The following is an 11601-nucleotide window of genomic DNA, read 5'->3' on the forward strand; positions in this document are numbered from 1 at the left end:
CGGAAATCAGAGAAATATCAGTATCGGTCGCAGCAGATCGCCGCGGCCCGGCGTACGTCCTGCTCCAGCGGCCGGTCCGGGTCGACCGGGTCGATCTGCTCCAGCTCCGCCAGCAGCTCACCGGTCCGCCCGCCGGTGGGCCGGCGCGCGCCGACGTAGGCGGCCTGACGCAGCCCGAGGGCCAGCGAACCGCAGATCAGCCGAAGAAGTTCGGCCTGGTCCAGGGCACGCAGCGCGGCCTGGGTGCCGAACGGTACGACGTCCTGGTTGTGCAGGTTGGTGGGCAGGCTCTGCATCCCGGCCGGCATGGCGTCGCGGCGGATCTCCGCGATCAGCGCGGTCGAGGCGAGCTGAACACCCTGCAGGCCGTGCTGCTGCCCGGGACCGGCGGCGAGCATCGGCGGCAGGCCACCGTTGCGGTGCGGGTCGACCAGCAGGTCGAGCTGCCGTTCGGCGAGGTTGCCCAGCTGCGCCTGCACCGTGGTGAGCAGGTCGGCGGCGAACGCGGCGGGCTGGCCGAAGAAGTTGCCGCCGTGCACCACGCTGTCGTCGTCGGGGAAGAACAGCGGGTTGTCACTGACCCCGGCCAGATCGGCCGCCACGACCTGATCGATGTAGCGCAGGGCGTCCTCGGCCGCACCGAACAGCTGCGGCGAGCACCGGATGCTGTACGGCTCCTGCAGCGGCCGCTTCCCGCCCGGCTGTTCGCGGGTCGCGCCGGACTGCTCGCCGGCCCCGGGTCGCGTGGCGCCGGACTGCTCGCCGGGCCCGGCCAGGGCGGCGCGCATCCTGGCCGCGACGGTGATCGCGCCGGGGTGGGCGTAGCGGCGCATCAGCCGCTCGTCGAGGAACTGCGGGTCGACGCCGAGCAGGTCGGTGAGCAGGCACGTCAGGTCCTGCTGGGCCGCCGCGATCTTCCGGACCTGGCGGGCCGCCAGCGTCAGCGCCGCGGTGGTCAGGGACGTGCCGTTGACCAGCGCGAGCGCGTCGCGCCCGTCGAGCGGCAACCGGTCCAGGCCGGCTTCGGCGAGGGCTTCGGCGGCCGGCATGCGCTTGCCGCCGACGTACGCGAATCCTCGTCCCCGCAGAGCCTGCGCCGCGGCGCCGAGCGGGATGAGGTCGCCGCTCGCGCCGACCGACCCGAACCGGGGCACCGCCGGGGCGAACGTCGTGGCCAGCATGGCGATCAGCGCGTCGACGACATGCGGGGACACGCCCGAGGCGGCCTGGGCCAGCGACCGCGCCCGTACCAGGACGGTGGCCCGGACCAGCGCGGGGTCGAGGTCGGGGCCCTGCCCGGCGCCGAGGTGCGCGAGGGTGTTGTCGGCCTGGTCGCGCGGGTCGTCGCGGCCCTTGAACCCGACGAGCGCACCGAACCCGGTGGTGCTGCCGTAGACGGCTCGGTCCTCGCCGAGGATCTTGCCGAGGAACGCGCGGCTCTCGGTGATCCGTGCTCGGTGGGCGGCCGGCAGTGTCACCTCGATCGGCTGGGCGGCTCGGGCGAGATCGTCCGGGTGGAGCGGGGCGGCGAGGTCCATGCCCGCGGACGTTAGGGACGTAATCTCAGAAGCCTCTGAAATCGCCCGGTTACGTTGCGGCACATGACGCACGACTACCTGATCATCGGGGCCGGTCCGGCCGGGTTGCAGCTCGCGTCCCTGCTCGACCGGGACGGTCACGACTACCTGGTGCTCGAGGCGGGCCCGTCGGCCGGGACGTTCTTCCGGACCTACCCGCGGCACCGCCAGCTCATCTCGATCAACAAGGTGTGGACCGGGTCCGACGATCCGGAGTTCAACCTGCGCTCGGACTGGAACTCGCTGCTGGACACCCGCTCGTTCCGCGACTACAGCTCCGCGTACTTCCCGGCCGCCGACGATCTGGTCCGCTATCTCGGCGACGTGGCCGCGGACCTGCGGATCCGCTTCGACACCCGGGTCACCCGGATCTCCCGGCGGGACGGCGTCTTCGTCGTGACCGCAGGCGCGGAGCCGTTCACCGCCCGCCGCCTGATCATGGCAACCGGGGTCTCCCGCATCCACGTGCCCGACATCCCGGGCATCGCCCACGCCGAGTTCTACGACACGGTCAGCACCGACCCCGCCGACTTCGTCAACCAGCGGGTCCTGATCATCGGCAAGGGCAACTCGGCGTTCGAGACCGCCGACGCGCTCACCCCGACCGCCGCGGTCATCCACGTCGCCGGCCCGCACGCGGTGCGGCTCGCCTGGCAGACCCACTACGTCGGTCACCTGCGGGCGGTGAACAACAACTTCCTCGACACGTACCAGCTGAAATCTCAGAACTCCGTCCTGGACGGCACCATCGAGGACATCACCGCGCGCGACGGCGGCGGCTTGCGGGTCACCTTCCGCTATGCGCGTACGGTCGAGAAGCTCCGCATCCTCGACTACGACCGCGTCATCGCCTGCACCGGTTTCGCCTTCGACGCGTCGGCCTTCGACGAATCCTGCCGCCCGGAGTTGGCCATCAACGACCGTTTCCCGGCGCAGACCCCCGCGTTCGAATCGGTGAACGTGCCCGGCCTCTACTTCGCCGGCACCATCACCCAGCAACGCGACTTCAAGAAGTCGACGAACGGTTTCATCCACGGCTTCCGCTACGGCACCCGGGCCCTGCACCGCATCCTGAACGCCCGCCACCAGTCCCGTCCCTGGCCGGCGACCGCCCTGGAACCCACCCCCGAGGCCATCACCGACGCCGTCATCGCCCGGATCAACCGCACGTCGGGCCTGTGGCAGCAGTTCGCCGTCCTGGCCGACGTGATCGAGGTGCACGCCGCCCGCGCCACCTACCGCGAGGAGATGCCGGTGGCGTACTTCCGCGAAACCCACCGTGCCGGGCTGGCGTTCGCGGTGACCCTGGAGTACGGCCCGCATCACGACGAGGTGGACCCGTTCGACATCACCGTCCCCCGGGTCGCCGAGAACGACGCCGCCGCCGCGGCCGACGCCTCCTACCTGCACCCGGTCGTGCGGGCCTACCGCGACGGCGGCCTGGTGGCCACCCACCACCTGGCCGAGAACCTGGAGAACGAGTGGAACCTGCCACCCGTGCACCAGCAGCCGCTGTCCACCTTCCTCAAGTCGGTCCTGGCCGATGCCCTCTGACCCCTCCGCCGAGGCCCCGGATCCGGGGGCGGTGTGGCCGCAGGCGGTGCTCGACCTGCTGACGGCGGCCGGGAACCGGACCGTGTTCGAACACGGCGAGCGGCACGTGTCCGGCACCCAGATGTCGTCGCTGATCCGCCGGATCGCCGCCGGGCTAGGCCACGCGGGCGTACGCCCCGGCGACGGCCTGGTGCCGGCGCTCGGGGTGGACCCGGAGGCGTTCGCCGCCGTCCTCGCCGCGTTCGCCGTCGGAGCCCGGGTGGTGGCGTGCCGCCCCGACCAACTCGACGACGTGCTCGCCCAAGCCGACGCCACCGTCCTCGACCGGTCCCGCCTGACCGCCCTGCTGACCACGCCCGACGACGGCGAGCCGCTGCGCGCGGCCGGCCGCCCGCGCGACGCCGCCCGGGTCATCTACACCAGCGGCAGCACCGGGCGACCGAAGGGCTGCGTCCAGACGTACGCCGCCCTGACCGCCGCCTGGGCCGCCCACCCCGACCGGTGGCCGCCGGCCATCCGGGACCTCGCCACCCGCCTGGACCGCTACCTCGTGTTCGGCTCCCTGACCAGCCAGGTGATGCTCGAGTACGGTGTGCTGTCGCTGGCCGCCGGCGGCACCCTGGTCGCCGCCGACCCGCCCGGCTACCCCGCCGCGATCACCCGCCACCGCGGCACCGCCGGCGTGATCACCGTCGGCCGGCTCCACCAACTGGTCCGCGACCAGCGGTCGAACCCGGCCGACCTGAGCACCCTGCGGGCCCTGATGGTGTCCGGCTCCCCGCTGGACCCCGGCCGCCTGCGCACCGCCCTCGACGTCCTCGGCCCGGTGATCTTCCACGGTTACGGCCAGACCGAGACCGGCATGATCGCCATGCTGACCCCGGCCGAGATGCTGGCCGACCCCGACACCCTGACCACCGTGGGCCGCCCGCCCGCCGCGGTACGGCTGTCCCTGCGCGACGGCGAACTGTACGTCCGTACACCGGCCCAGGCCTGCGGATACTGGAACGACCCGGCCGAGACCGCCGACGTGTTCACCGACGGCTGGGTCCGCACCCGCGACCTCGCCACCCTGGACCCGCACGGCCGCCTGCACCTCGTCGGCCGCGCCCGGGACGTGATCTTCGTGCACGCCGAACTCGTGCACGCCGGCGCCGTCGAACGCGCCCTGGCCGCGCACCCCGGCGTAGCCGAGGCCTACGTGATCGGCGCCCCCGACGACGACACCGGCGAGGCCGTGCACGCGTTCGTGGTGCCGTCCCCCGGCGCCCGGCCCGACCCGGCCGAACTACGAGCCCTGGTCCCGGGTTCCGGCTCCCCCGCCACCGTCACCCTGATCGACCGGGTCCCCCTGACCGCGGCCGGTAAACCCGACAAATCCCGGCTGCGCCCGCCGCCGACGCCCACCGGCACCCCGGCCCGTGCGCCCGGCCGATAAGTTGGCGGACATGCCCGCTTCCCCCTACGTGACGGCGCTACGCGCGCACATCGGCACGGACCTGCTGCTGCTACCGGGCGTCAGCGCGGTGGTGCGCGACGAACCGGGCCGCATCCTGCTGATGCGCCGCACCGACGACGGCACCTGGGGGCTGCCCGCCGGGATGGTCGAACCCGGGGAACAGCCCGCCGACGCGGCCGTGCGGGAGGTGCTCGAGGAGACCGGTGTGCGCGTCGAGATCGAGCGGCTCGGCGGGGTGGACATGCACGAGTCGGTCTACCCCAACGGCGACCGCTGCCACTATCTGGTGGCGTGGTTCCGCTGCCGGCCCACCGGCGGACAGGCCCGCCCCGACGGCGAGGAATCACTGGAGGTCGGCTGGTTCCCGCCGGACGCGCTGCCGGCCGGACTGGGCCGGTCGGCGCTGCTGCGGATCGAGACGACCGCGGCCAGGGACGCGGCGCCCTGGTGCGACACGCCCCGCGGGTTCTGAGTCGAGGCGCAAGCCCGACCGAGCGGGCCTAGAGGGCGTCCGGCCGGGTCAGCGCCGGATGCGGGGCCGCCCCAGCCGGCTGGAACCACCCGGACCGCCCACCGGCCGCGGTGCGCAGCCGCAGCTCACCCCACTCGTCGAGGCCGGCCAGCGCGTCCCGCGCGAACCAGCCGACCTCCAGCGACTCGTCCCCGTCCGCGGTCGGGGTGCCACCCACCGCCCGGCACCGGAACCACACGTTCATGTATTCGCAGACGTCCCCGTTGGGATATTCCACCGGGTGGGTGGCCACCCCGGCGAGGACGTCGACCTCGGCCACGATCCCGGTCTCCTCGAGCACCTCCCGCACGGCCGCGTCGGCCGGCTGCTCCCCCGGATCGATCATCCCGGACGGCAACGACCAGCGCCCGTTGTCACCCCGGCGGATCAACAGCACCCGCCCACCGTCGTCGAACACCACCGCGGTGGCACTGGGCAGCAGAAGCAGATCATGTCCGATGTGCTCACGCAGGGCGACGATGTACGGCGAGACGGGCATGACGCCACCCTAGGTGATCAGGGCGAGGCCCAGATCCAGTCGACGCCGTCCTCGCCCTCGGTGTCCAGATGCTCGGCCCGGCGCAGACCGGCCCGAGCGGCGACCCGCGCCGAGGCGACGTTCGCGGGCCGCACCCGCGCGATCACCGGCAACGGCTCCCCGGCCACCGACCCGATGACGGCGGCGACGGCCTCACCGGCCAGCCCCGCACCCCAGGCCGCCGGTTCAAGGCGATAGAACAGATTGAGTACGGGCAGGTCGTGCAGCCGCACCACCTTCACCCCGCAGAACCCGATCACCCGATCCGAGTCGAGCCGGCGCAGCACGTGATAGCCGAAGCCGTACCGCTCCCAGTGCCCGATCCACGCCGCACAACGCGTGACCGCCTCGGCCCACGTGAAGATCATGTCGCCCGGGTTGTGCGCACAGGCCAGCGGATCACTGTGGATGCGCAGCACCGCCGCGGCATCCGCCGGCACCGGCCGGCGCAGCGACAACCGGGCGGTCCTCACGCCGGCCGGCCCCGCAGCACCAGGATGTGCCACAGATACTTGACCAGCTGAAGCCGGGCGGCGTCGCCCCGCGCGGCCCGGCCGATCACCTCCGCGTCGAGCACGTCCACCCCGAACCGCTCGGCGATCCGACGAGCCAGCGGCGGCACCTCGGGCCCGCGCAGGTCGGCCGGGAAATCGTCGGCCGGCAGGCGGAACCCCGGCGCCCACCGCAACCGCGGGGCGAGCGAGCGCAGGAGCGGCTCGTACGCCGTACCTCGGAAAGACGGGTCGGCAACGACGGCCGTGACATCCTCGCCCACGGTGATCCCGCCGTGGACCTGCGCCTCGACGTAGTCGTCGAGGGCCCGGCCGGCCACGGTGCGCGGCTCGGCCAGCGCCACCACCCACTCCTCAGCGGTCCCGGCGGCCACGTTGAGGGCCTGACCACGAGCCGTCACCTCGGCGAGCAACGCCGCCCACACCGCACCGAACGTCTCGGCAGTGCCCACCACCGACGGCAACATCACACTGTCGCCATGACTGAACGTCGCCCGCCGCGACACCCCCGGATCAAGCACCAGATGGCAGCTACCGAACCGCGGCGACGCCCCGTCCGGATGACCCGCCAGGTTCAGACCCCCGTAGATCGGCCGCCCGGCCGGGCCCGCGTAGACACCCGGGAACATCCGCTCCTCCCACGCCGGACGCTCCCCGCCCAGACCACCGTTCGAGATCCCCGTCTCGAACTGCGTCCGGTACACACCCTCACCGGCCAGACGCTCCGCCACCGACGACCCATCCGCCAGCAACCGGTCCGGATGGAAATTCACCGTTATCGGCACCCGGTCGAACAACCCCGCCGGACCCGGCGACGTGAACAGACCCCGCACATGCGCCAGGGCCCGCCGCGCCGCAGCGGTCATCGCGGCTCGATCGTGTTCGTCGCCAGCAGCACGATCAGCAGCAGACCCAGAACCACCCGATAGAAGATGAAAATGCTGTACGAATGCTTCGCGATGAACTTCAGCAGCCACGACACCGCCGCCAGCCCGACGACGAACGACACGAGCGTGGCGGTCGCCGTGTTCACCCACCCCACCCCGTCGGCGATCTGCGGCGCATAGTCGTGCACCTGCAGGATCGTCGCCCCGAACAACGCCGGGATCGACAGGAAGAACGACAACTTCGTCACCGTCACCCGGTCGAAGTCACGCAGCAGACCCGCCGACATCGTCGCCCCCGACCGCGACACACCCGGAATCAGCGCCAGACACTGCGCCGTACCGATGATCAGCGTGTCCTTCCACGTCGCGTCGCCCTCATGCCGCACCTGCGTCGCCGCATGATCGGCGAAAGCCATCACCCCCGACCACAAGATCAACGCCACCGCGACGAACCACAGGCTCCGCAACGTGCTCTCGATCGTGTCCTGAAACGTCAACCCGATGATCCCGATCGGAATCGTCCCGATGATCACCGCCCAGCCGAACTTGTAATCCGGGCTCTGCCGCCCCGCCTTGCTGAACAGGCCCCGCAGAAACGCCGGAACGATCCGGACGATGTCCTTCCACAGGAAGATCAGCGTCGCGAACACCGCACCCGACTGGATGATCGCCGTGAAAGCCGTGATGTCCGGCGAATCGATCTCATAACCGAGCAACTTCTCGACGATCGTCAGGTGACCGGTGCTGGAAATCGGAAGGAACTCGGTGAAACCCTCCACCGCCCCGAGCAGCACTGCTTCGACAATGTTCACACCCGACCACCTTTGTCCCGAACCCCTGACCGCCGGAAAGCATAGGGGGACCCGTCACCCCTGACTGCGGCGGGCACGCGCGGCGGCAAGGGTGTACGCCGGATCACGATCAAGATTGTGCCGATCCCGGTCGTAACGACGCGTGGTCCGCGGATCGGCATGCCCCATCGCATCCTGAACATCCTCCAGCGGCACACCCTCAGCCCGCGCCGCCGTCGCGAAAGCATGCCGCAACGAGTGCGGCGACAACCGATCCGCCGCCGGGATCCCCGCCTCCCGCGCCAACCGCCGGATCAACCGGAACACCGCATGCCGATCGATCCGCCCACCCGTCGACGTCATGAACAACGGACCATCCCCGCCACCCCGCGACACCAGGTAATCATCAAGCGCCGCCGCCGCCTCCACAGTCAGCACCCGCCGCCGCGAACGACCACCCTTACCGACGAACCGCACCGTCCGATGCCCGCGCTCCACACCCACATCCGACAGATCGAGGCCCACCAACTCCCCCACCCGCAAACCCAGATCCGCGAGCAACGTCACCACCGCCCGATGCCGCGGCCCCGCCGCCCGAGCCACCCCCAACAGGGCGTCGACCTCCTCCGGCGACAAACCCACAGTCTCCGAATGATCCCTCGACACGTACGGGCGATCCGCCCCACCCACCGGATTACCGTCCACAGCCCGCAACTTGACCAGGAAGTCATACCAACTCGACAACCCCGACAACTTGCGCGCCACCGTCGCCGGCGCCAACCGCCGCGCCTCCAACCCCCGCGCATACGCGTTCACATCCAGGAACGACGCCCGCAACGGCTCCAACCCACGCTCCGCGCACCACCCCAACCAGCCATGCACATCACGCCTGTACGCCGCCCGCGTGTGCTCCGACAACCTCCGATTCGACAGCCACGCCTCAGTGACCTGCTCCGCCGCACCCAACTCGGCGACCGCGCCGCCACCCTGCCTCGGCACCACCTGCATGGCGCCCATCGTCTCAGCTTTCGCTCACCCGGCCACCCGCGACATGCCAGTGACGCTCAGACCCGACCGCCTCCGCGAAATACCGATCATGCGTCACCGTGATCACCGTCCCCCGGAACCGCCGCAACGCCTCCTCCACCACATCCAACGCCTCAAAATCCAGAAAGTTCGTCGGCTCATCCAGCACCAGCACCCGCGCCGGCCCGTTCACCAGCACCGCCAACACCAACCGGCGCAACTCACCGGACGACAAACTCCGCATCCGCGCATCCCACTGATCCGGGCCGAACTGATGCCCCAGCAACAACCGCTCCGCATCGTCCACATAAACCGGAACCCGCTGCCGGAAGAACTCCATCACCGTCACATCCGACCGCAAACCATCACCGGTCTGCGGCAACACCCCCACCTCAGCCCCACCGGCCTCGGCCAACGCCCGCATCAACGTCGTCTTACCCGCACCATTACGACCAGTCACCAGCACCCGGTCACCACGCCGCACCCGCAGATCCACCCCGTCCAGCAACACCCGCTCGCCGAACGCCACCCGCAACCCGCGAAGCTCCACCACAACCTCACCGGCCGGCGCCTCATCCGCCGCGAACCGCAACGTCAACGGCGGCCGCGACGCCGGCCGCGCGATCCACCGCGTCGACTCCATCTGCCGCCGCAACCGCCGCTCCCGCACCTTCGCCTTACGCGCCACCAACCGCGCCACCCGCCTCAGATGCGGACCCGCCACCCCCAACCCGGCCGCCGACTCGACCCCCCGCGCCTGCTCCTTCGTCCGCTCGATGTCCGCCTCCCACCGCCGGCGATCCTTCTCCTGCGCCTCGAAATCAAGCAGCAACCGCTCCCACCGACGCTGCTTCTCCACCCGGTAAGCCGAATAACCACCACCCGGATAGTCCTGCGGCTCATCGTGAATGCCGTCCAACTCCACGATCCGCGTGACCGAAGCATCCAGAAACGCCCGATCATGACTCACCACGAGAACCCCGCCCGCGAACTCCCGCAACCAGCCCTGCAACCAGGACGCACCCTCCGCGTCCAAATGATTCGTCGGCTCGTCCAGCAACAACAGATCCGGCTCATCCAGCAACGCCCGCGCCAACAGAAGCCGCGCCTGCTCACCACCGCTGACCGCACTCAACGGCAGATCATCCGGCAGCTCCGCGATGTCGAGCCGCTGCCGGATCTCCACCAGCCGCGACTCCGCCGACCAACCCTCCAACGCCGTCCAACGCTCCTGAACGACCCCGAACTCGGCCAGCACGTCCTCGCCGTCCGCCAGCCGCGCCTCCAGCCCGCGCAACGCCGCCGTCACCCCGGCAAGCTCACCCAGACCACCGACCAGGAACGCCCCCACCGTGCCGTCCGGATCGGGCATCTGCTGCGGCACATAACCAACCCGTCTCCCCGGGCCGTACGTGACACTCCCGCTGACCGGCGTGAGCTCACCCGCCAGAAGACGCAACAACGTCGTCTTCCCAGCACCGTTGGGGCCGACCACCCCGACCCGGTCACCGTCTCCCAGGACCAGATCAAAACCCGCGAACAGCAGATCACCGTCGTAGGCGTACGAGACCGAAACAGCCTTCAACAAGGAACACTCCCCAAAGCCGACACCAGCAGGAACAACGCCCCGGGCCAGCGCTGCCAGGCCCGGACACGCACTCAGTGCGGGGTCGCTATCACATGGAGAATGCCGCTCCCGGATTCAGATCGCCTCGTGTTGCCGTGGGCTCAAACCTGCCCGGCCCGCTACTTGCGGCGCAACCCCATTTCCCCGATCACCGCAGCGCCTCGAAATACTCCTTCTGCGCCGGGTAGTAGTCACCGAACTCCGGCAACGCCACCCCGTCCCGCGACGCCACCAGCCCATCCAGGTAATACTCCCAGCCCGGACCGACCTCACCCACGCCCTCCGTCGAACTCAAGTGCTGAGTGAAACGCAACTCCGTCACCCCCGCGCGCTCGGTCAGCACCATCTCCAGCCGCCACACGTCCGGCTCCGCCCCGGACGACACCGCCAGCCGGCGCGGCGCCTCACACGCCTCGATCAACATGTCCATCCACGGCGCACCCTCCTCGTACGCCATCTGCACCTTGATCGTGCGGCCCTGCGCCGCCACGCCCTCCCAAGGGCCGAACCACCGCGCCGTGCGCTCCGAGACGGTGATGCTCGCCCACACGTCGTCGATCGGGGCGCGGAACGTGCGGGTCAGCACCAGGTCGTCGCCGAACAGGCGGCCGGTCGGTGTCGGGCTCATGCGGTCTCCCTCGAAGATTGATCCCGCCCGGCGGCCGACTGCCGCTCCCGGCGGGTGCGATAAACCTCGGTCCCCAGCGCGTCGAGGCGATGCTGCCAACCCGACGGCCGGGTCAAACTCGCCAACCAGCCGGCCAGCTCCCCGAGCGGCTCGGTGCGCAGCGTGTAGACCCGCCGGCGCCCGTCCGCGGTGTCGCTGACCAGGCCGGCCGCACGCAACACCCGCAGATGACGACTGACCGCCGGCCGGCTGATCTCGAACCGGTCGGCGATCTGCCCGGCCGACAACGGCTCGTCGCGCAGCATCAGCAGAATCTCGCGCCGCACCTGATCAGCGATCGCGCCGGCCACTTCGTCCACGGCGGGAAGCGTAACCGGTGTGTTACGCGTCAGGCAACGACCATGGTCCAGAACTTCCTGGACCGAAGTCGACTGTGCCCCCGGCGCGCGCACCGGAAGACTGAACGGCACTCCTCTCAAGCCGGTGTGGTC

Annotated in this window: 12 protein-coding genes; 3 read left to right on the plus strand and 9 right to left on the minus strand. The window is 70.6% G+C overall.

All coding sequences use genetic code 11. The features are described 5' to 3' along the window. Window positions 1-17 precede the first annotated feature (17 nt). On the minus strand, window positions 18-1538 hold the full coding sequence (locus Afe05nite_RS21840; RefSeq protein WP_203819012.1) for an aromatic amino acid ammonia-lyase: 1521 nt from the start codon (window positions 1536-1538) through the stop codon (window positions 18-20). Window positions 1539-1601: 63 nt separating this feature from the next. Here Afe05nite_RS21840 and Afe05nite_RS21845 point away from each other — a divergent pair, with 63 nt between their 5' ends. The 3 genes from Afe05nite_RS21845 to Afe05nite_RS21855 are packed head-to-tail and all read left to right on the plus strand — an operon-like array spanning window position 1602 to window position 5062. Beyond that, window positions 1602-3131, plus strand: coding sequence for an NAD(P)-binding domain-containing protein (locus Afe05nite_RS21845; RefSeq protein WP_203819013.1), 1530 nt, complete (start codon window positions 1602-1604; stop codon window positions 3129-3131). Further along, window positions 3121-4569, plus strand: a complete 1449-nt coding sequence (locus tag Afe05nite_RS21850) for a class I adenylate-forming enzyme family protein (RefSeq protein WP_203819014.1) — start codon at window positions 3121-3123, stop codon at window positions 4567-4569. The genes Afe05nite_RS21845 and Afe05nite_RS21850 overlap by 11 nt, the downstream gene beginning before the upstream one ends. Before the next feature lie 10 nt (window positions 4570-4579). Further along, window positions 4580-5062 (plus strand): NUDIX hydrolase, encoded by a 483-nt coding sequence (locus Afe05nite_RS21855; RefSeq protein ID WP_203819015.1) that lies wholly within the window; start codon window positions 4580-4582, stop codon window positions 5060-5062. A 28-nt stretch (window positions 5063-5090) separates the two neighbouring features. On the opposite strand, the gene Afe05nite_RS21860 is transcribed toward Afe05nite_RS21855, so the two are convergent. From Afe05nite_RS21860 to Afe05nite_RS21895, 8 genes are all read right to left on the minus strand, one after another. After that, window positions 5091-5600, minus strand: a complete 510-nt coding sequence (locus Afe05nite_RS21860) for an NUDIX hydrolase (RefSeq protein ID WP_203819016.1) — start codon at window positions 5598-5600, stop codon at window positions 5091-5093. Between the two features lie 17 nt (window positions 5601-5617). Continuing rightward, window positions 5618-6112 carry a GNAT family N-acetyltransferase gene (locus Afe05nite_RS21865; RefSeq protein ID WP_203819017.1) on the minus strand — a complete coding sequence of 165 codons (495 nt, stop codon included), beginning with the start codon at window positions 6110-6112 and terminating at the stop codon, window positions 5618-5620. Next, entirely contained in the window at window positions 6109-7017 is a 909-nt protein-coding gene (locus Afe05nite_RS21870) for a DUF3626 domain-containing protein (protein WP_203819018.1), read from the minus strand. The genes Afe05nite_RS21865 and Afe05nite_RS21870 overlap by 4 nt, the downstream gene beginning before the upstream one ends. Further along, the gene (locus tag Afe05nite_RS21875) at window positions 7014-7850 is read right to left on the minus strand and encodes an undecaprenyl-diphosphate phosphatase (RefSeq protein WP_203819019.1); all 837 of its coding nucleotides are present in this window, start codon (window positions 7848-7850) and stop codon (window positions 7014-7016) included. Before Afe05nite_RS21875 ends, Afe05nite_RS21870 begins: the two co-directional genes overlap by 4 nt. Window positions 7851-7904: 54 nt before the next feature. Further along, a complete protein-coding gene (locus tag Afe05nite_RS21880) occupies window positions 7905-8846 on the minus strand; it encodes a tyrosine-type recombinase/integrase (protein WP_203819020.1) in 942 nt (313 codons plus the stop codon). Window positions 8847-8850: 4 nt separating this feature from the next. After that, window positions 8851-10443, minus strand: coding sequence for an ABC-F family ATP-binding cassette domain-containing protein (locus tag Afe05nite_RS21885; protein WP_203819021.1), 1593 nt, complete (start codon window positions 10441-10443; stop codon window positions 8851-8853). A gap of 187 nt (window positions 10444-10630) precedes the next feature. Next, on the minus strand, window positions 10631-11110 hold the full coding sequence (locus Afe05nite_RS21890) for an SRPBCC family protein (RefSeq protein ID WP_203819022.1): 480 nt from the start codon (window positions 11108-11110) through the stop codon (window positions 10631-10633). Further along, the gene (locus Afe05nite_RS21895) at window positions 11107-11469 is read right to left on the minus strand and encodes a metalloregulator ArsR/SmtB family transcription factor (RefSeq protein ID WP_203819023.1); all 363 of its coding nucleotides are present in this window, start codon (window positions 11467-11469) and stop codon (window positions 11107-11109) included. The genes Afe05nite_RS21890 and Afe05nite_RS21895 overlap by 4 nt, the downstream gene beginning before the upstream one ends. Window positions 11470-11601: the final 132 nt, after the last annotated feature.

The sequence above is a fragment of the Paractinoplanes ferrugineus genome (assembly GCF_016862195.1).
In the GTDB taxonomy this organism is placed as follows: domain Bacteria; phylum Actinomycetota; class Actinomycetes; order Mycobacteriales; family Micromonosporaceae; genus Actinoplanes; species Actinoplanes ferrugineus.

Coding starts and splice junctions, on each gene's coding strand:
- Afe05nite_RS21850 (WP_203819014.1), top strand. CDS start 3,121: ATGCCCTCTGACCCCTCCGCCGAGGCCCCGGATCCGGGGGCGGTGTGG.
- Afe05nite_RS21880 (WP_203819020.1), bottom strand. CDS start 8,846: ATGGGCGCCATGCAGGTGGTGCCGAGGCAGGGTGGCGGCGCGGTCGCC.
- Afe05nite_RS21855 (WP_203819015.1), top strand. CDS start 4,580: ATGCCCGCTTCCCCCTACGTGACGGCGCTACGCGCGCACATCGGCACG.
- Afe05nite_RS21890 (WP_203819022.1), bottom strand. CDS start 11,110: ATGAGCCCGACACCGACCGGCCGCCTGTTCGGCGACGACCTGGTGCTG.
- Afe05nite_RS21840 (WP_203819012.1), bottom strand. CDS start 1,538: ATGGACCTCGCCGCCCCGCTCCACCCGGACGATCTCGCCCGAGCCGCC.
- Afe05nite_RS21870 (WP_203819018.1), bottom strand. CDS start 7,017: ATGACCGCTGCGGCGCGGCGGGCCCTGGCGCATGTGCGGGGTCTGTTC.
- Afe05nite_RS21860 (WP_203819016.1), bottom strand. CDS start 5,600: ATGCCCGTCTCGCCGTACATCGTCGCCCTGCGTGAGCACATCGGACAT.
- Afe05nite_RS21845 (WP_203819013.1), top strand. CDS start 1,602: ATGACGCACGACTACCTGATCATCGGGGCCGGTCCGGCCGGGTTGCAG.